This is a genomic window from Streptomyces sp. NPDC045470, assembly GCF_040646595.1.
In the GTDB taxonomy this organism is placed as follows: domain Bacteria; phylum Actinomycetota; class Actinomycetes; order Streptomycetales; family Streptomycetaceae; genus Streptomyces.
In genome coordinates this window covers 126,282-145,624 of the sequence record NZ_JBEZAN010000017.1, presented here as the reverse complement: position 1 = coordinate 145,624, position 19,343 = coordinate 126,282, and the positions used below count along the sequence as shown (strand labels likewise).

16 protein-coding genes and 1 riboswitch are annotated in these 19,343 nt (G+C 72.3%); of the genes, 10 read left to right on the top strand and 6 right to left on the bottom strand.

The features are described 5' to 3' along the window. Positions 1-338: 338 nt before the first annotated feature. Positions 339-1,307: a carbohydrate-binding protein gene (locus AB0A97_RS33335; protein WP_361157073.1), complete on the top strand. Its 969-nt coding sequence runs from the start codon at positions 339-341 to the stop codon at positions 1,305-1,307. A 56-nt stretch (positions 1,308-1,363) separates the two neighbouring features. Here the strand turns inward: AB0A97_RS33335 and AB0A97_RS33330 are convergent, their stop codons facing one another. From AB0A97_RS33330 to AB0A97_RS33320, 3 genes are all read right to left on the bottom strand, one after another. Further along, positions 1,364-2,293 carry a 1-phosphofructokinase family hexose kinase gene (locus tag AB0A97_RS33330; protein WP_361157070.1) on the bottom strand — a complete coding sequence of 310 codons (930 nt, stop codon included), beginning with the start codon at positions 2,291-2,293 and terminating at the stop codon, positions 1,364-1,366. Between the two features lie 274 nt (positions 2,294-2,567). Beyond that, complete coding sequence (nagA, locus tag AB0A97_RS33325; protein ID WP_361157068.1) at positions 2,568-3,779, bottom strand: N-acetylglucosamine-6-phosphate deacetylase; 1,212 nt, start codon at positions 3,777-3,779, stop codon at positions 2,568-2,570. Next, positions 3,779-4,711 carry an ROK family protein gene (locus AB0A97_RS33320; RefSeq protein ID WP_361157066.1) on the bottom strand — a complete coding sequence of 311 codons (933 nt, stop codon included), beginning with the start codon at positions 4,709-4,711 and terminating at the stop codon, positions 3,779-3,781. The genes nagA and AB0A97_RS33320 overlap by 1 nt, the downstream gene beginning before the upstream one ends. A gap of 420 nt (positions 4,712-5,131) precedes the next feature. Between AB0A97_RS33320 and AB0A97_RS33315 the strand changes: the two genes are divergently transcribed. The 3 genes from AB0A97_RS33315 to otsB all read left to right on the top strand — a co-directional run bounded on the left by AB0A97_RS33315 (position 5,132) and on the right by otsB (position 7,718). Beyond that, positions 5,132-6,355, top strand: a complete 1,224-nt coding sequence (locus AB0A97_RS33315; protein ID WP_361157063.1) for an extracellular solute-binding protein — start codon at positions 5,132-5,134, stop codon at positions 6,353-6,355. Positions 6,356-6,434: 79 nt separating this feature from the next. Beyond that, the gene (locus tag AB0A97_RS33310) at positions 6,435-6,704 is read left to right on the top strand and encodes a DUF3263 domain-containing protein (protein ID WP_361157156.1); all 270 of its coding nucleotides are present in this window, start codon (positions 6,435-6,437) and stop codon (positions 6,702-6,704) included. A gap of 159 nt (positions 6,705-6,863) precedes the next feature. Then, positions 6,864-7,718, top strand: coding sequence for a trehalose-phosphatase (gene otsB / locus AB0A97_RS33305; protein ID WP_030022302.1), 855 nt, complete (start codon positions 6,864-6,866; stop codon positions 7,716-7,718). Positions 7,719-7,755: 37 nt separating this feature from the next. On the opposite strand, the gene AB0A97_RS33300 is transcribed toward otsB, so the two are convergent. Further along, on the bottom strand, positions 7,756-9,216 hold the full coding sequence (locus AB0A97_RS33300) for a trehalose-6-phosphate synthase (protein WP_361157060.1): 1,461 nt from the start codon (positions 9,214-9,216) through the stop codon (positions 7,756-7,758). Between the two features lie 142 nt (positions 9,217-9,358). Continuing rightward, positions 9,359-10,306, bottom strand: a complete 948-nt coding sequence (locus AB0A97_RS33295) for a glucosyl-3-phosphoglycerate synthase (protein WP_361157057.1) — start codon at positions 10,304-10,306, stop codon at positions 9,359-9,361. 163 nt (positions 10,307-10,469) lie between these two features. Then, positions 10,470-10,626: riboswitch (SAM riboswitch) on the top strand. A gap of 17 nt (positions 10,627-10,643) precedes the next feature. Here AB0A97_RS33295 and thrC point away from each other — a divergent pair. The 6 genes from thrC (at position 10,644) to AB0A97_RS33265 (ending at position 17,786) form a co-directional block, all read left to right on the top strand. Then, on the top strand, positions 10,644-11,933 hold the full coding sequence (gene thrC / locus AB0A97_RS33290) for a threonine synthase (RefSeq protein WP_361157055.1): 1,290 nt from the start codon (positions 10,644-10,646) through the stop codon (positions 11,931-11,933). Positions 11,934-12,110: 177 nt separating this feature from the next. Beyond that, positions 12,111-12,389, top strand: a complete 279-nt coding sequence (locus AB0A97_RS33285; protein ID WP_031001649.1) for a MoaD/ThiS family protein — start codon at positions 12,111-12,113, stop codon at positions 12,387-12,389. Between the two features lie 439 nt (positions 12,390-12,828). After that, a complete protein-coding gene (locus AB0A97_RS33280; RefSeq protein ID WP_003986833.1) occupies positions 12,829-13,032 on the top strand; it encodes a cold-shock protein in 204 nt (67 codons plus the stop codon). A gap of 374 nt (positions 13,033-13,406) precedes the next feature. After that, on the top strand, positions 13,407-15,029 hold the full coding sequence (gene groL, locus AB0A97_RS33275) for a chaperonin GroEL (RefSeq protein WP_030022296.1): 1,623 nt from the start codon (positions 13,407-13,409) through the stop codon (positions 15,027-15,029). A 229-nt stretch (positions 15,030-15,258) separates the two neighbouring features. Then, on the top strand, positions 15,259-16,122 hold the full coding sequence (locus tag AB0A97_RS33270) for an SDR family oxidoreductase (protein WP_361157050.1): 864 nt from the start codon (positions 15,259-15,261) through the stop codon (positions 16,120-16,122). A 173-nt stretch (positions 16,123-16,295) separates the two neighbouring features. After that, a complete protein-coding gene (locus AB0A97_RS33265; RefSeq protein ID WP_361157048.1) occupies positions 16,296-17,786 on the top strand; it encodes an alanine/glycine:cation symporter family protein in 1,491 nt (496 codons plus the stop codon). Here the strand turns inward: AB0A97_RS33265 and AB0A97_RS33260 are convergent. Next, on the bottom strand, positions 17,783-19,312 hold the full coding sequence (locus AB0A97_RS33260; RefSeq protein ID WP_361157045.1) for a PTS transporter subunit EIIC: 1,530 nt from the start codon (positions 19,310-19,312) through the stop codon (positions 17,783-17,785). The genes AB0A97_RS33265 and AB0A97_RS33260 overlap by 4 nt on opposite strands. Positions 19,313-19,343: the final 31 nt, after the last annotated feature.

Below are 19,343 nucleotides of genomic sequence, written 5' to 3'. Positions count from 1 at the left end.
GCGTGCGGGCCGAGCGGGCGCGCGGGCCGAGCGGAAGTGCGGAGCGAGCGGGCGCGCGGGGCGGACGGGCGCGCGGACCGAGCGGGAGTGGGGGCGAGCGGGCGCGCGCTGTCCGAACGCGCGGTCTGATGCCCTGGTACGCCCCTGACCACCGCAGTGCGCCTCCCGGGGGCCCCGACAGGACCTCCGCCGCATGTTTCTGTAGCGACCCTGTGGCCGTTCCGGCTCCGCGTGCCATCGCTCGAACGGGGTAGGCTGCGCCGATGCGGCGGGGCCGCCGCCGGGGGCCCGAAGATCAGCGCAGCCACCTCGTACAGACCGCTGGGGAGTGACACGGAATGACGGCCGGCAACAACGGTGCGGGCACGCCCGAGGACGACGACCCGTTCGCCCACCTCTACCGCTCCGAGGGCGGCGAGGGCGGCGCGCAGGGCGCGGCGGGCGGCGGCTCGGCAGCGCGCCGGCCGGGCGTACCGCGTGCCTCGTACAACCAGGTGCGCGCGGTCGGTGAGCGCCAGTACGGGCAGCGGCCGCACGGCCAGCAGCAGGTCCCCCCGCAGCAGCCGTACGGGCAGCAGAACCAGCAGCCGTACGGTCAGCAGAACGCCCACTACGCGGCCCCCGAGACACTCCCGGGCGCCGACAGCGCCCGCCAGGGCCCGCCCCCCGGTCACGGTGACGGCGGCGCGCCCCGGCGCAACCACAAGGGCCTGCTGATCGGCGCGGTCTCGGTCGTCGCGGTGGTCTGCATCGGTATCGGCGTGGCGATGATCACCAACAAGAGCGGCGACAAGAAGGACGAAGCGGGCGGCGCCGACCCGACCCCGACGGCCGGGGAGTCCGTCAAGCCCAGCGACAAGCCGTCCGGCAAGCCGTCCCAGGGGCCGCTGCCGAAGGAGGCCGCGGCGTCGCTCTCGCTCAGCCCGGAGGCGAGCACCGACAAGTCGGTGCCGGGTGCCAAGGCGGCGAACGGCGCTTACGTGTCGCTGAACAAGGTCGGCGCCTCCGCCACCTGGTCGGTCGACGTCCCCAAGAGCGGTGAGTACACCCTGCTCATCGACTACGGGGTGCCGGGGAAGGACATGAAGGCGTCGCTCGGGGTGAACGGCGGGCAGCCCGACAAGATCAACATGTCGAACTTCGCGCACGCCGCCGAAGGCGCCTGGGACAAGGGCTGGACGACCACTTACCGGTGGATCACCCTCAACCAGGGCACCAACACGCTCAAGATCTCCTGCGAGCAGGGCGACCAGTGCGAGGTCAATCTCGACCGGGTCTACCTCAAGGCGGGGCACGTGCAGCGCTGAGCCGCGGCCCGCAGCAGTACTCGGCAGTACCCGGAAGGGCCGGGCCGCCACGGCCCCTACGCCGCCACCGGATGCTCCGTCACCGTCACGCGCCCCAGCAGCTCTTCGTACGTGCCCCGGTCGAACTCCCCGGCCGCCGGAGCCCGTACGGTCGCCGCCGACAGGGCCACCGCACGCGCCAGGCGGGCCGGCCAGGGCAGGTCCTCCACCAGGCCGGAGAGCAGGCCGGCCACCGCGGAGTCACCGGCGCCGGTCGGGTTGCCGGCGATCCGGCGGGGCGGGGCGGCCTGCCAGGCGCCGTCCGCGGTGACCACGAGCATGCCGTCGGCGCCCAGCGAGGCGGCCACCGTGTGAGCGCCGCGGCGGCGGGCGTCGCGGGCGGCGCGCAGGGGTTCGGTGGAGCCGGTGAGGGCGGCCAGTTCGTCGGCGTTGGGCTTGGCGAGGTCGGGGCGGGCGGCCAGGCCGCGGCGCAGCGGTTCGCCGCTGGTGTCCAGCAGGACGGGCACGCCCGCGGTACGGGCGGCGCGGGTCAGCCGTGCGTAGACGTCGACGGGGACGCCCGGCGGGAGGCTGCCGCACAGGGCCACCGCCTGCGCGCCGTTGAGCAGTTCGCGGTAGGTGGACATGAACGCGTCCCACTCGGCGGGTGTGACGATCGGCCCCGGCTCGTTGAGCTGGGTGGTGTCGCCGGTGGACTCGTCCACGACGGCGACGGTGCGCCGGGTCGCGCCGCCGACCGGGACCAGCGCGTCGGTCACCGAGGTCTCCTGGGTGAGCAGCGAGCGCAGCGCGTCGCCGGTGCCGCCGCCCGCGAAGCCGGTGGCGACCGCCCGGTGGCCGAGCGCGGTCAGGACCCGGGCGACGTTCAGGCCCTTGCCGCCCGGGCGCTCGGAGACTTCGGTGACGCGATGGGTGGAGTGCGGCTGGAGCCGGGGCACGCGGTAGGTGATGTCGAGGGCTGCGTTCAGCGTGACCGTGAGGATCATGGTTCCCCCTCCCCGGAACGTACGTGGACATACGGCGGCACACCGGGCCGGTGGCCGGTGGGTCCGTACGGGACGGACCGGTGCGCTGGTGCGCGAGTGCGCAGCGATCATGCCATCGCGAGCGGTGGTTGGCCCAGCCCTTGGGCCGACCGCCGCACGGTCTGCACCGGTCCGGGCACCCCGAACCGGCCATGTGGCACGTGCCGGGGCCCGTTCGGCCCTGTCGCACGTCACGCGGGCGCAGGCGCTCCGCCCCGCTGTCCGGTACGTCCCCTCACACCCCCGCCGGCCGCACCACCCATTCCCCGCGCCGCACCACGCCCACCAGGTCGTACGCGGCGTCCAGGACGACCAGGTCCGCGTCCTTGCCCGCCTCGATCGAGCCGGTGCGGTCGGCGACGCCGAGCAGCCGGGCCGGGTTGCCGGACAGGGCCTGTACGGCTTGCGCGACGGTGAGCCCGTCGATGGTGAGCGCGCGCTTGAAGGCGAGGTCGAGGGTGAGGGTGGAGCCCGCGATGGAACCGGCGGTGGGGCCGTCGGCGATGCGGGCGACACCGTCCTTGACCTCGACGGTCATCGGGCCGAGCGGGTACATGCCGTCGTTCATGCCGGCCGCGCCCATCGCGTCGGTGATGAAGGCGACCCGGTCCGCGCCCGCGTCCCGGAAGGCCATCTCCAGGACGGCGGGGTGCAGGTGCGTACCGTCGTTGATCAACTCGACGGTGATCCGCTCGTCCTCCAGGAGTGCGGCGATCGGGCCCGGCGCACGGTGCCCGAGCGGCGGCATCGCGTTGAACAGGTGGGTGGCGACGGTCGCGCCCGCGTCGATGGCCTCACGTGTCGCGTCGTACGAGGAGTCGGTGTGGCCGATGGCGGCGATCACGCCCGCCTCGGCGAGCAGCCGCACGGAGTCCAGGCCGCCGGGCAGCTCGGGCGCCAGGGTCATCATCTTCGCGGTGCCGCGCGCGGCGTCGACGAGCTTGCGCACGTCCGCCGGGTCGGGGTCGCGCAGCAGGCCGGGCTGGTGGGCGCCGCAGCGGTGCGGGGAGATGAACGGGCCCTCGAAGTGGATGCCGGCCAGGTCGCCCTGCTCGGTCAGCTCGGACAGCACGGCGGCCTGCCGGGCCAGGTCGTCGAGGTCGCCGGTGACGGTAGAGGCGAGCAGGGTGGTGGTGCCGCGCCGCCGGTGGGTGCCGATCGCCGTCAGGCACTCCTCGGCGTCGGCGGACGAGAAGGAGCCGCCGCCACCGCCGTGTACGTGGATGTCGACGAAGCCGGGGACGACGAGGTGGCCGGTCAGGTCGATCACCTGGTCGCCGGGGGCCGGGGCGGTCGCCCCGGCGGCGTCCGCCGCGTCGGTGATACGGGTGCCCTCGAAGGCCACCAGGCCCGCGTCGGCCACACCGGACGGCAGGGCGACCCGGGCGCCGGTCAGGACGGTGCGCCGGGGGCTCGGGGCGCTGTCCCCGGACTGTTGCAGCGGCATCAGGCAGTTACCTCCGTGGAGAGAAGATCCCAGGCGAGCAGACCTGCGCCCAGGCAGCCGGCGGCGTCCCCGAGCGCCGCCGGAACGATCAGGGGGAGCCGCTGGAAGGTCACCCGGGAGCGGACCGCCGCACGCAGCGGCTCGAACAGCGTGTCGCCCGCCTCGGCGAGCCCGCCGCCGATGATCAGCGTGTGCGGGTCGAGCAGGGTGAGCGAGGTGACCAGGCCGTCGGCGAGGGCGTCCACCGCGTCCTGCCAGACGGCCCGCGCGCGGGCGTCACCGGACTCGACGGCCTTGGCGGCGTCGGCGGCGGTGGCCTGCGGATCGCCGCACGCCTCGGCCCAGGCGCGGCCGACGGCGGCGGCCGAGGCCAGTGTCTCCAGGCAGCCACGCTGGCCGCAGCCGCACTCGGGGCCGCCGGGCCGTACGACGATGTGGCCGATCTCGCCCGCGCTGCCGTGCGCGCCCGCCTCGATGCGGCCCTCGATGCCGATGGCGCCGGCGATGCCGGTGCCGAGCGGTACGAACAGGAAGCGGTCGGCGCCGCGGCCCGCGCCGATGCGGCCCTCGGCGAGGCCGCCGGTGCGGACGTCGTGGCCGAGGGCGACCGGGACGCCGCCCAGGCGCTCGGAGAGCAGCGTGCGCAGGGGGACGTCGCGCCAGCCCAGGTTGGCGGAGTACGCGGCGATGCCGCGCGCGTCGTCGACGATGCCGGGGACGGCGACGCCGGCCGCCGCGGCGGTGCTGCCGAACCGCTGCCGTCCGGTTTCGCGCAGTTCCTCGGCGAAGTCCAAGATCGAGGCGACGACCGCTTCCGGGCCGCGATCGCGGCCGGTCGGGCGCCGTGCCTCGTGGAGCAGCGTGCCGTCCGCGCCTGCCAGGGCGGCCTTCATTCCGGTGCCGCCCACATCAAGGGCGATGACGTGTCTCACGGGAACAGTTTCGCGCGATCGGCCGCGAAAGGTCTAGTCCACTCGCGGGGATGGCGTGGTTCCGCTCGTGCGAAGGGCGTGCTCGGGCCCGGGGAAGGGGGATTCCGCCGGTCGGGACGGGGTGATGCCGCCGGCCGGGGCGGGGAGGTCCCGCCCGCCGGGACGGGGTGGTTCCGCTCCGTACGGCCGCTGCCCTGCCATCGTGACCTGCTTGTGTGACAGGCGATACGCCAGCGAAATGAGGGGTGGTGTAGACCTTGTGTGGGTAAACGGGGGAGACTCGTCGTTCATGTCGGTTGAGGGTGGACCTCTGAAGCCACCGGGCATTCCCCGGCAAGCACGGAACATTCGGGACAAAAGGCGGTAATGGCAGTGCAGCGGCGGTACTTGAGCCTGGCGGCAGCGGGACTCACCACGGCCATGACGCTCTCCTTGTCCTCCTGCGGCAGCGGCGTGGGCGGCGGTGGCGACGTCACGCTCAAGCTCGTCGCGGCGGACTACGGCGACAACGCGGCGAACTCCTCCCGGCACTACTGGGACAGGCTCGTCAAGGACTTCGAGAAGAAGAACCCGGGCATCAAGGTGGACGTCTCGGTATACAGCTGGACGGACGTCGACAAGAAGGTCGAGGACCTGGTCAAGTCCGGTAAGGCTCCGGACATGGCGCAGATCGGCGCGTACGCGGACTACGCGGCCGAAGGCAAGCTCTACAAGGCCAGGGACGTGCTCTCCATCCCCGTGCAGGCCGACTTCGTGCCCGCCCTCGCGGAGGCGGGGGAGTACGGGCGCGAGCAGTACGGGATGCCTTTCGGCTCCAGCACCCGACGCCTCTTCTACAACAAGAAGCTCTTCGCCGAGGCGGGCATCACCGACCCGCCCGAGACCTGGGCACAGGTCTCGGCCGACGCGGCCAAGCTCAAGGCCAAGGGCGTGAAGATGCCGTACGCGCTGCCGCTGGGCCCGGAGGAGACGCAGGCCGAGACGCTGATGTGGATGCTCAGCGGCGGCGGCAGCTACACCGACAGCATCGGCAAGTACACGATCGACTCGAAGGAGAACATCAAGACCTTCGAGTGGCTGAAGAAGGACCTGGTCGCCCCGGGGCTGACCGGCGGCGACCCGGCCAAGCTCAACCGCCAGGACGCGTTCGACGCCTTCGCGGCCGGCGACGTGGGCATGCTCAACGGCCACCCCACCCTGATGAAGCAGGCCGAGGCCAAGGGCGTCGAGTACGGCACCGTCGAGCTGCCGGGCCCCACCGGCAAGGCCAAGGCCACCATGGGCGTCGCCGACTGGATGACGGCGTTCAAGCAGAACGGCCACCGCGACCAGGTCGGCAAGTTCCTCGACTTCGTCTACGACGAGAAGAACGTCATGGACTTCTCGGGCCACTACGGCCTGCTGCCGGTCACCACCTCCGGCTCCCAGGCGATGCTCGCCGACAGCAAGTACGCCAAGCTGCACAGCTTCCTGCGCCAGCTGGACAACGCCGTGTTCTACCCCGCCGACAAGACCTCCTGGCCGCTGGTCAGCAAGACCGTCAAGGCGAAGATGGGCAAGGCGGTGGGCGCCAACGGCAACCCGGCCGGCGTGCTCGGCGACATCCAGAACACGGCCAACGAGGCGGACAACACCGCCGAGTGAGCCGCCGCACAACCCGGCACCCCCGCCCCCGGACCGGTGGCGGGGGATTGTCGTACCGCGGCCTTATCGTGGACGGGTGATGACGAGCGACGGCACCGACGGCGGCACCGGAGGCGGTGGCATAGGAGAACTGTCCCCCCAGGACGAGGCGGTGCTCGGCGTCGAGCGCCGCTCCTGGCCCCGGCCGGGCGCCAAGGAGCGGGTCATCCGCGAGCGGCTCGGCATCTCGCCCACCCGCTACTACCAACTGCTGAACGCGCTGCTGGACGACCCGCGGGCGCTCGCCCACGACCCGGTCACGGTCAACCGGCTGCGCCGCGTCCGCGAGGCCCGGCGCGGCCGCCGCTGAGCGTCAGCCGTGGCCGCGGGCCCGCGGAGGCCGCCGAGGGGCGCGCCGCCGCTGGCACACCCGTATCCGGCCGGTGCCCGGCACCCGCCGCCGAAGCCGCGCCGGCGCTGATACCCCGTACCCGGCACCCGCCCGCGCGCGACCGGTAATGTCGTCACCATGGGCAGCCCCCCGAACTCCTTGCCGACGCCGGTCACCGAAGCGGGCCGGGACGGTCTCGCCGCGCTGCTGGACAGCCCCGGCCGCGCCGTCCTCGCGCTCGACTTCGACGGCACGCTCGCCGACATCGTGCCCGACCCCGAGAAGGCCCGCGCCCACCCCGGCGCCGTGGCCGCGCTGGCCCGCCTCGCGCCGCGGCTGTGTTCCCTGGTGGTCATCACCGGCCGTCCGGCCGGCGTCGCGGTCCGCCTCGGCGGCTTCACGGACGCGCCGGGCCTGGAGCGGCTGGTGGTCCTCGGCGGCTACGGCGCCGAGCGCTGGGACGCGGCCACCGGCACGGTACGGGCGCCGGCGCCCCCGCCCGGCGTCGCCGCCGTACAGGCCGAACTCCCCGGCGTCCTGGACAAACTGGGCGCCTGGCACGCCTCCTGGGTGGAGGACAAGGGCCGCGCCATCGCCGTGCACACCCGCCGTGCCGAGGATCCGCAGGCCGCCTTCGAGCTGCTGCGCGAGCCCCTGTACGCGCTCGCCGAGCGGCACGGCCTGATCGTCGAGCCCGGCCGGTACGTCCTCGAACTGCGACCGCCCGGTATGGACAAGGGCGTCGCCCTCGCCGAGTACGTACGGGAGACCGGCGCCACCACCGTCCTGTACGGGGGCGACGACCTCGGCGACCTCGCCGCCTACTCCGCCGTGGACAAGCTGCGGTCGGACGGCCTGGCCGGGGTGCTGGTGTGCAGCGGCAGCGCGGAGGTCGCCGAGCTGGCAGGCCGGGCGGACCTGGTCGTCGACGGCCCGACGGGCGTCGTCGCGCTGCTGCACGCCCTCGCGGACCGGCTGGGAGCGCCCGCCTGACGGATGCGGCCGGGACCCTCCCGGGGCCCCGGCGCCGCTACTCCTCCAGCGCCCGCAACTGCTGGAGGAACCACCGGTCCGGCGGCAGCGCGGTGGCCGCGGCGGCCAGCCGCTTCGTGCGCTCGGCCCGCTCGCCGTCCTCCATGGACAGCGCCTCGTGCAGCGCGCGCGCCGTGGCCGAGATGTCGTACGGATTGACGCAGACGGCGTCCTCGCCCAGCTCCGCGTAGGCCCCGGCCTCCCGGGACAGCACCAGCGCGCAGCCCGCCTCGGAGATCACCGGGACCTCCTTGGCGACCAGGTTCATGCCGTCCCTGATCGGGTTGACCAGCGCCACGTCGGCGATCCGGTAGGCGGCCAGCGACCGCGCGAAGTCGTCCTTCACGTGCAGCACGACCGGCTGCCAGCCCGGGGTGCCGTACTCCTCGTTGATCTCCGCGGCCAGCCGCCCGACCTCGTCCGTGTAGGCGCGGTAGACCGCCAGGTCCTGGCGGGAGGGGTAGGCGAACGCGACGTGCACGACCCGTTCGCGCCACTCGGGCCGGTCGGCCAGCAGCGCCCGGTAGGCGCGCAGCCCGCGCACGATGTTCTTGGACAGCTCCGTACGGTCCACCCGCACGATCGTCTTCCGGTCCGGCCCGCCGATCTGCTCGCGCAGCGCCGCCAGCCGCTCGTCCACGTCGGGCTGGTGCGCCCGCTCCCGCAGGAACTCCGCGTCCGCGCCCAGGCCGTGCACGCCGAGCCGCGTCGTCCGGCCCTCGTGGACGACGCTCAGTCCGCCGTCCGCGCCGTGCGTCACCTCGGCGCCCAGCACCGCCGCGCAGCACTCCGCGAACGCCTCGGCCCAGCGCCGCGTCAGGAACGCGGCGCGGTCGCCGCCCAGCATGCCGCGCAGCACCGCCTCGGCCACGTCGTCCGGCAGCATCCGGAAGTAGTCGGCGGGCGCCCACGGCGTGTGCGAGAAGTGGCCGATGCGCAGGTCGGGGCGGCGGGCGCGGAGCAGTCCCGGCACCAGCGTGAGGTGGTAGTCCTGCACGAGCACCACGGCGCCGGGCGCCGCCTCGTCGGCGAGCGCGTCCGCGAAGGCCGCGTTGTACGCCTCGTACGACGCCCACTGCGCGCGGAACCCGTCGTCGAAGGAGGGCTCCAGCGGCGTCTGGTAGAGCAGGTGGTGGACGAACCACAGCACGGAGTTCGCGATGCCGTTGTAGGCGTCGGTGAAGACGTCGGCGGGGATGTCCAGCATGCGTACGTGCTGGTCGCCCGTGTCGGCGGGGTCCAGATGGCCGCCGCTGCGCCGGGCGGCCTCGCGGTCGCCGTCCCCGAGGGCGGCGCACACCCACACCGCACCGGCGTCCGGGCCGATCGCGGACAGTCCGGAGACCAGCCCGCCGCCGCCCCGTTTGGCAGTCAGCGTGCCGTCGTCCCCCTTCGTGTACGAGACCGGGCCGCGGTTGGACGCGACGAGGACCTTGGCACCAGAACGCTCGGAGACCATGTTGCGAGACTAGCCCGCCACCCATCCGCTCAAACGTGCGGAGCGGAGGCGGAACGTCACGGTTCACGCGGCGTCCGGAGCGGGCCACGCAGCGTCCGGAGCGTGGCCCGGGCCGGGCGCCGCGGGCCGCCCACCGGCCGTCTCAGGCCGCCCGGCGCTCCGCGTACTCCGGTATCTCCGCCATCGGCGGCCGCTCCTCGGTGTCCACGTCCCAGGTGCGCGGTACGAAACCGGTCTCGCCGCGCTCGAACTGGGTCAGCCGCGGGCGCACCAGATGGCCGCGGGCCAGCCGTAGCTGCGCGGTGCGGTAGATGGCCGCCGCCATCCTGCCGAGCGCCTGGCCGCTCTGGTGGCGGTGCTTGCGCACCCCGATGTCCACCTGCGCCAGCGCGTCCAGCCCCACCGTGTGCAGCGCGTCGACCAGCAGGCCCAGCTCGACGCCGTAGCCCACCGGGAACGGCAGCCGCTCCAGCAGCGACCGGCGGGCCGCGTACTCCCCGCCGAGCGGCTGCACGAACCCGGCGAGCTGCGGCCAGTGCAGGTTCAGCAGCGGCCGGGCGACCAGCTCGGTGACCCGGCCGCCCTGGCCCGCCGCCTCGCCCAGCGGACGGTCGTACATGCCCTTGACGAACTGCACGTCCGGGTCGGTCAGCAGCGGACCGACGATCCCGGAGACGAAGCCCGCGTCGAACTCGCGCAGGTCGGCGTCGACGAAGCAGACGATGTCGCCGCCGGTCGCCAGCAGGGAGCGCCAGAGCACCTCGCCCTTGCCGGGCAGCGCGGGCAGCCGGGGCAGCACCTCGTCCCGGTGGACCACCCGCGCGCCCGCGTCGGCCGCGACCTTGGCGGTGCCGTCCGTGGAGCCGGAGTCGAGCACCACCAGCTCGTCGACGAGCGGCGCCGACGGGGTCATCAGCTCCGTACGGATCGCCTCGACGATCGCGCCGACCGTCGCCTCCTCGTCGAGCGCCGGCAGCACGACGGAGACCGTCTGCCCCGTCTCGCGCTTCGCGGCCAGCAGCCGGTCGAGCGGGCGGTCCGCGGCCGACCAGGACCGGCTGGCCAGCCAGCGCTCCACCTCTTCCAGCACGTGCGCGTCTCCTTCGTTCCCGGACCAGCGATGTGATCCATCTCGCGGTGCGGACGGCTGTCTCAACCGCCCGGCCCTTCGGCTACAGTCTTGAACAACGCGATCGCCCCGGACATGCCGGGGTCGGCGCGACAAACGCCTGGGCTCCGGCCCGGCGCCATACCGCTCATCCAGAGGGGCAGAGGGACACGGCCCGTTGAAGCCCCGGCAACCCTCCAGCCGGTCTCCGTCGCCGCGCACGTACGCGGCCCGCGAGGCTCCCGGCTCGGGAAGGTGCCAATTCCGTCTCGCGGCGAGGTGCGTCGCGAGGAAGATGAGGAGAAAGGGCCTCGCCTCCATGGCTGTGCAATCCGTCGAAAGCACCACTTCCGCCACTGTTTCCCTGGGCCCCGCCGTCGCGCTGTCCTGCCGCGAGTGCGGCGAGCGCTTCGACCTCGGACCGATCTTCGCCTGCGGGTCCTGCTTCGGGCCGCTGGAGGTGGCGTACGACCTGCCGGCCGGCGACCCCGAGGGCCTGCGCAAGCGGATCGAGGCGGGCCCCCACAGCATCTGGCGGTACGCGCCGCTGCTGCCCGTCCCGGCGGACGTCGCGGCCAAGCCCAACCTCAATCCCGGCCTGACCAAGCTGGTCAAGGCCGACAACCTGGCCCGTGAGCTGGGCGTCACCGGCGGCCTGTACGTCAAGGACGACTCCGGCAACCCGACGCACTCCTTCAAGGACCGCGTCGTCGCCATCGCCGTCGAGGCCGCCCGCGCCTTCGGCTTCACCACCCTGTCCTGCTCCTCCACCGGCAACCTCGCCGGGGCGGTCGGCGCCGCGGCGGCCCGGGCCGGCTTCCGCTCCTGTGTGTTCATCCCGCACGACCTGGAGGCGGGCAAGGTCGTCATGGCCGCGGTGTACGGCGGCGAGCTGGTCGGCATCGAGGGCACCTACGACGACGTCAACCGCTTCTGCTCGGAGCTGATCGGCGACCCGCTCGGCGAGGGCTGGGGCTTCGTGAACGTGAACCTGCGCCCGTACTACGGAGAGGGCTCCAAGACGCTCGCCTACGAGATCTGCGAACAGCTCGGCTGGCGGCTGCCGGACCAGATCGTCGTCCCGATCGCCTCCGGCTCCCAGCTCACCAAGATCGACAAGGGGCTGAAGGAGCTGATCGCGCTCGGGCTGGTCGAGGACAAGCCGTACAAGATCTTCGGCGCCCAGGCCGAAGGCTGTTCCCCGGTCTCCACCGCCTTCAAGGCGGGCCACGACGTCGTACGGCCGCAGAAGCCGGACACCATCGCCAAGTCGCTGGCCATCGGCAACCCGGCCGACGGCCCGTACGTGCTCGACATCGCCCGGCGCACCGGCGGCGCGGTGGAGGACGTCAACGACGAGCAGGTGGTCGACGCGATCAAGCTGCTGGCCCGTACGGAGGGCATCTTCGCCGAGACCGCCGGCGGGGTGACCGTGGGTGTCACGAAGAAGCTGATCGAGGACGGGCTGCTCGACCCGGCGCTGACCACCGTCGTGCTCAACACCGGCGACGGCCTCAAGACGCTGGACGCCGTGGCGCCGACGACCGGGCCCTCGGCCACCATCCGCCCGAGCCTGGAGGCGTTCCGCGCCGCCGGCCTGGCGCGCTGACCGCCGCGCGCGGCCGTACACACCCGTACGCGGTCGCGCGCACCCGTACGCGTCGGCACACACCGGCACGCGTCCGCACACCACGACACGCGCCGGCGTACCTCCGTCCGCGCCCGCGGCCACCGGTACGCCCGCCGCCCTTACGCACTCCTCCCGCGAGCTGGAAGGCAGAACACCATGAGCGTCAACGTCCGCATCCCGACCATCCTGCGCACCTACACCGGCGGTCAGGCCGAGGTCCCCGCCGAGGGGGCGACCCTCTCCGAGGTCATCCAGAACCTGGAGCAGAACCACGCCGGCATCGCGGCCCGCGTCCTGGACGACACCGGCAAGCTGCGGCGCTTCGTGAACGTCTACGTCAACGACGACGACGTGCGCTTCGAGCAGGGCCTGGCGACGCCGACGCCGGACGGCGCGGGCGTCTCGATCATCCCGGCGGTGGCCGGCGGCTGCTGAGCCGGTCGCCCGGGACGCCGTAACGATCTTTTTCGGCCCTTCCCCGGCCCGACGGCTGGAATCGCCCTGTCCGCCACGAAGCGGACGGGGCGATTCCGTGTTGTTAAAGGCGATACAGTTGGGGTGATTCCTCGTCCAGCGCGTGCCGAACGCATATGAGAGCCCGGCAAGTTGTGCGCGAAGTGTGGACATGATTTGTCGTGTTGGTGAGCTTTGCCCGGCCCGACTTGCCCTGCCGTATGGGCTTTTCTCCGTATATTTGCGATTGTTCGCGAGAAGAATTCTCGTCCGACTGACCTGTTGCGCTGGGCAGTTGGACAGATACATTCAGCGGCGGTCGACGCGTTCCGGCGCACACCCCCTCCTGTCGGGGGGTGAGGTCTGACCCGGGTCCGCGGAGTGCGGTCCTGTGCAAGGGCCAGTAATAGGGGAGTTAGGCATGGCTCAGGGCACCGTCAAGTGGTTCAACGCGGAGAAGGGGTACGGCTTCATCGCGGTCGACGGTGGTGCGGATGTATTCGTCCACTACAGCGCGATCCAGATGGACGGTTACCGCACCCTTGAGGAGGGTCAGCGGGTCGAGTTCGAGATCTCGCAGGGCCAGAAAGGGCCGCAGGCGGACATGGTCCGCGTGGCCGGCTGAAGCGCCGACCGACTGCTGCGTACGAAGGTCCGCGTCCCCTGTGGGGGCGCGGGCCTTCTGTGTTTGGGTGGGTCGGGCGGGAGTGTCCCGGGGGAGGGCGGGTCGTCCGCCCGCGCCTGGTTTGGCACCCGCCCCCCATGGGGATGGCTCCCGCCAAGCCGCTTGCACTCTCATGGGTCGAGTGCTAATCATTGCGTTAGCACTCTACGAGTGAGAGTGACAGCTAAGGACCGACTCGGTGAGGTCCGCGGGCAGGTGGGGCAAGGAACCACCAGCTCACGAACCGTCCGTCGCGGGCGCCAGCGCGGTCCGGAGTATCCACCCTCCCCCAGACGCAGTCCGGGGGGACCCCCAGTCCGGGAGGACCACTTCACATGGCCAAGATCATCGCGTTCGACGAGGAGGCACGGCGCGGTCTCGAGCGCGGGATGAACCAGCTCGCCGACGCCGTCAAGGTCACCCTTGGCCCCAAGGGCCGCAACGTCGTCCTCGAGAAGAAGTGGGGCGCCCCCACGATCACCAACGATGGTGTGTCCATCGCCAAGGAGATCGAGCTCGAGGACCCGTACGAGAAGATCGGCGCCGAGCTGGTCAAGGAGGTCGCGAAGAAGACGGACGACGTCGCCGGTGACGGCACGACGACCGCGACCGTCCTGGCCCAGGCCCTGGTCCGCGAGGGCCTGCGCAACGTGGCCGCCGGCGCCAACCCGATGGCCCTCAAGCGCGGCATCGAGCGCGCCGTCGAGGCCGTCTCCGCCGCCCTGCTGGAGCAGGCCAAGGACGTGGAGACCAAGGAGCAGATCGCTTCGACCGCCTCCATCTCCGCCGCCGACACCCAGATCGGCGAGCTGATCGCCGAGGCCATGGACAAGGTCGGCAAGGAAGGCGTCATCACCGTCGAGGAGTCCCAGACCTTCGGTCTGGAGCTGGAGCTCACCGAGGGTATGCGCTTCGACAAGGGCTACATCTCGGCGTACTTCGCCACCGACATGGAGCGTATGGAGGCGTCGCTCGACGACCCGTACATCCTCATCGTCAACTCGAAGATCTCCAACGTGAAGGACCTCCTTCCGCTGCTGGAGAAGGTCATGCAGTCGGGCAAGCCGCTGCTGATCATCGCCGAGGACGTCGAGGGCGAGGCCCTGTCGACCCTGGTCGTCAACAAGATCCGCGGCACCTTCAAGTCCGTCGCCGTCAAGGCCCCGGGCTTCGGCGACCGCCGCAAGGCCATGCTCGGCGACATCGCCATCCTCACCGGTGGCACGGTCATCTCCGAGGAGGTCGGCCTCAAGCTGGAGAACGCCGGTCTCGACCTGCTGGGCCGCGCCCGCAAGGTCGTCATCACCAAGGACGAGACCACCATCGTCGACGGTGCCGGTGACAGCGAGCAGGTCCAGGGCCGCGTCAACCAGATCCGCGCCGAGATCGAGAACAGCGACTCGGACTACGACCGCGAGAAGCTCCAGGAGCGTCTGGCGAAGCTGGCCGGCGGCGTGGCCGTCATCAAGGCCGGTGCCGCCACCGAGGTCGAGCTCAAGGAGCGCAAGCACCGCATCGAGGACGCCGTGCGCAACGCGAAGGCGGCCGTCGAGGAGGGCATCGTCGCCGGCGGTGGCGTCGCCCTGCTGCAGGCCTCCTCGGTCTTCGAGAAGCTGGAGCTGGAGGGTGACGAGGCCACCGGTGCCGCCGCTGTGAAGCTGGCGCTGGAGGCTCCGCTGAAGCAGATCTCCGTCAACGGCGGTCTTGAGGGCGGCGTCGTGGTGGAGAAGGTGCGCAACCTGGCCGTCGGCCACGGTCTGAACGCCGCGACCGGCGAGTACGTCGACATGATCGCCGAGGGCATCATCGACCCCGCCAAGGTCACGCGCTCCGCGCTGCAGAACGCCGCGTCGATCGCCGCGCTGTTCCTGACCACCGAGGCCGTCATCGCCGACAAGCCGGAGAAGGCCGCCGCGGCCGCTCCGGGCGGCATGCCGGGCGGTGACATGGACTTCTGATCCTCCCGGATCATCTGTCCTCAGATCGCTGGGGCGGCACTCCTCCTCCCAGGGGGGTGCCGCCCCGGCGGCGTTTCGGGGGCATTCCGGTACGGCCGTCCGCGCGGCCTCCAGGTACGGCCGTCCGAGCGGTCACCGGTACGGCCTTCCGTACGGCCGGGGCGCACCGCTGCCGATTCCGTACGGCGGTCCTTGCACTGACCCCGGCCCGACGGGGCACGATCGCCCCATGACGACTCGAAACGGGCAGACCGCCCGACCGGACCGGTTCCCCGCGGACACCGTCGCCCTGATCACCGGCGGCAGCAGCGGAGTGGGCCTGGCAGCCGCGCGGCGGCTGCTCGCGGACGGCGCGCGGGTGGTGGTGTGCGGCCGCGACGAGCGCCGCCTGGACGCCGCCGTGGCGCACTTGAGGGAGCGGGCGCGGGAGGCGGTGACGGGCGGCGAGGCGGCCGTTGCGGATGCGACGGCGACGGGCCCGGGGGCGGCCGGTGGCGCGGCGGACCGGGTGTTCGGCGTACGGGCCGACACGGCCTCCGTCGCCGACCTGGACGCCGCGGTCGAAGCGGTACGCGACCGCTTCGGGCACCTCGACATCATCTTCGCCAACGCGGGCCGGTACGCCGCCGCGCCTTTCGAGGAGATCACCGAGGCCGACTTCGACCGGGCGGTCGGCGTGAACTTCAAGGGCGTGTTCTTCACCGTCCAGCGGGCGCTCCCGCTGCTGCGGGACGGCGGCGCGGTGGTCATCAACGCCTCGTCGCTCGTGCAACGCGGGCAGGCGGACGCCACCCTGCACTCCGCGACCAAGGCCGCCGCGCTCAACCTCGCCCGGACGCTCGCGGCGGCGCTCGCCGGGCGCCGCGTCCGTGTCAATTCGGTCAGTCCCGGCTACGTCGAGACGCCGATGTTCGTGGACTCGGACATCGATGTGGCGGAGGCGGAGAAGCTGCGGGCGCAGACGGCCGCGGGCCGGTTCGCGCGGCCCGAGGAGATCGCCGACGCGGTGGCCTTCCTGGCGTCCGGTGAGGCGTCGTACGTCAACGGGCAGGACCTGGTGGTGGACGGCGGGCTGCACGGCTGCGCCATGTGAGGGCCGGACGGTCGTCGGAACGCGCCGGCGTTATGTCGTTTTCTGTGAGATACGGCATGTAAGGCGGCGCTGGTCCTGGTATGGGCATGGCGGCCATACTTTCCGGAGCCTCCCCGGAAGGTGATCTTCCGCGATGGCCGTCCCCGTACCCCGGACGCCCCGCTAGGACGCCCATGAGCACGCTCGATTCCCTGATCGTCGAAGTCAACGACGGTCTCTGGACCTACCTGCTGATACCGCTGGTGGTCTGCGCCGGTCTGTATTTCACGGTCCGCTCCAGGGCCGTGCAACTGCGGCTCTTCCCGGAGATGCTGCGCGTGCTGAAGGACAAGTCGCAGCCCAGGGCGGACGGCTCCAAGCCGGTCTCGTCCTTCGGCGCCTTCACCATCTCGGCGGCCGCCCGGGTCGGTACGGGCAACATCGCGGGCGTCGCCACCGCCATCACCCTCGGCGGCGCGGGCGCGGTGTTCTGGATGTGGGTGATGGCGCTCGTCGGCGGCGCCTCGGCGTTCGTCGAGTCGGCGCTGGCCCAGCTCTACAAGGTCCGCGACGGCAAGGAGCCCGACGGCGCCGCCTCCGGTACGTACCGGGGCGGGCCCGCCTACTACATGCAGCGTGGGCTCGAAAAGCGCTGGCCCGGTGTGCTCTTCGCGGTCGCCATCACCGTGACCTTCGGGTTCGTCTTCAACGCCGTGCAGTCCAACACGATCACCTCGGTCGCCTCCGGGTCCGTCGCCGGCAGCGGTGCGTCGTGGTTCGCCCCGGCGGTCGGCCTGCTGCTGGCCGTACTGCTGGGCGTCGCGATCTGCGGCGGCGTCCGCCGGATCACCTCCGTCACGACCGTCCTCGTACCGGTCATGGCCGTCGTCTACCTGCTGCTGGGCACCGCCGTCGTCCTTCTCAACCTCGGCGACCTGCCGCGGGTCTTCGGCGACATCGTCGGCGGCGCGTTCGGCTTCAAGGAGCTGGCGGCCGGCGGGATCGGCGCGGCCATCCAGCAGGGCGTACGGCGCGGCATGTTCTCCAACGAGGCGGGCCTGGGCTCGGCGCCCAACGCGGGCGCCGCCGCCGAAGTCACCCACCCGGTCAAGCAGGGGCTCGTGCAGTCCCTCGGCGTCTTCTTCGACACCCTGCTGATCTGCTCGATGACCGCCTTCATCATCCTGACGACCACCCCGGAGCTGAGCGGGCGGCAGGGCGCCGACCTCACCCAGTCCGCGCTGACCGACACGCTCGGCGGCTGGGCCGGTCACGTGCTGACGGCCGTGGTCTTCCTGCTCGCCTTCAGCTCCATGATCGGGAACTACTACTACGGCGAGTCGAACATCGGCTTCATGACGCGGCGCGCCTGGGTCCTGCCCGTCTACCGCGCCCTCGTCCTCGCGGTCGTCTTCCTCGGCGCGCTGGGCTCGGTCGGCGTCATCTGGAACCTCGCCGACGTCTTCATGGGCCTCATGGCCCTGATCAATCTCCTGGCCATCATCCCCCTCTCGGCCATCGCCTTCCGCCTCCTGGACGACTACACGGCCCAGCGCCGGTCCGGCCTCGACCCGGTGTTCACCCGGTCCCGGATGCCGGATCTGACGGGGGTGGAGTGCTGGCCGGACACGCCGACGGCGCCCGAGCGCCGGGAGACGGTGGGGGCGGGGTCGGGGGCGCCCTAGCCTCCGGCGCCGTCCCTCGTCAGGTGCTGGGTGCCGTCCACCGACGGGCCCGTGGTGGCGTTCAGGTCCGGCAGGGCCTGTTTGCCGAAGCCGAAGAAGTACGTCGCGAGGAAGCCGGCCGCGTAGCCGACGAGCAGGCCCAGGGCGTAGACGGCGAGGGTGGCGCCGAGCGGCCGGTCGCCCTTGAGCAGGGGGAACAGGGCCCACCCCGACGGGCCGATGGCGGTGGAGCCGGCCGTCGTACCGAGCTGGTGGAACAGGCCCACGAAGCCGCCGCCGAACGCGCCGCCCACGCAGGCGGTGACGAACGGGCGGCCCAGCGGCAGCGAGACGCCGTAGATGAGGGGTTCGCCGACACCGAGGAAACCGGCGGGCAGCGCGGACCTGACGGTCCTGCGGATCGAGCGGTTGCCGGGCAGACGGACGTAGACCGCGAGGGCGGCGCCCACCTGGCCGGCGCCGGCCATCGCGAGGATGGGCAGCAGGACCGTGTAGCCCTGCTGCTCGATCAGCGTGGTGTGGATGGGGATCAGGGCCTGGTGCAGACCGAGCATGACGAGCGGGAGGAAGAGGCCGCCGAGCAGGAATCCGGCCGCGGCGCCGCCGTGGGCCAGCAGCCAGTTCGCGCAGGTACCGATGGCGGTGGCGACCTCGCCGGCCAGGAACATCAGGCCGAAGAGCGTGACCAGGCCGGAGACCAGCACGGTCACGGTGGGTGTGACCAGGACGTCGAGCGCCTCGGGGACGTACCTGCGGCACGCCTTCTCGACCTGTACGGCGAGCAGCGCCGCGCCCAGGGCCCCGAGCACCCCGCCCTGGCCCGGGGAGAGCTGCTGGCCGAAGGCGCTCACCTGGGCGACGCCCGCGTACACGATGATCGCGGCGACCGCGCCGCCCAGGACGGGTGTACCGCCGAACTCCTTCGCGGTGTTGTGGCCCACGAAGACCGCGATCAGGGACATGAAGCCGGAGGCGATGGCGGCCAGCGCCGGGACGAGGGCGGGCAGCACGCCGAAGTTGGTCAGCAGGCCGTTCAGTCCGGCGATGATGCCGCAGCCGATGAGGGCGGGGATCAGCGGGACGAAGATGTCGGCGATCCGGCGGAGGAAGAGTTTGACCGGGGTCGCGTTCCTGGCCTTCTGGCGGGCTTTGAGGGCGGCGCCCCGGGCGGCCAGTTCTTCGGCGGGGGAGGGGGCGGAGTCGGTGGAACCGGTGGTGGTGGGATCGGGTGTGGCGGGCGGCGTTTCCGGGGCGGGTGACGCGTCGCGTCCGGCGTCGACCAGGGCGGCGAACTCCGGGGTGACGCGGGCGACCGTGCCCGGACCCAGCACGATCTGGTACGTGTCGTCCTCCACCACGCCCAGGACGGCGGGCAGCGCCTTCAGGGCGTCGTCCTGGACCAGCGAGCGGTCCGCGACGCCGAGGCGCAGCCGGGTCATGCAGTGGGTGACGGACGTGACGTTGGCGGCGCCGCCGACCAGGGGGAGGATCGCGACGGCGGTGGCGCGGTTCTTCTCATCGGACATGGTGGTGCCTTGCTGTGCGGGTGGGCTGGCC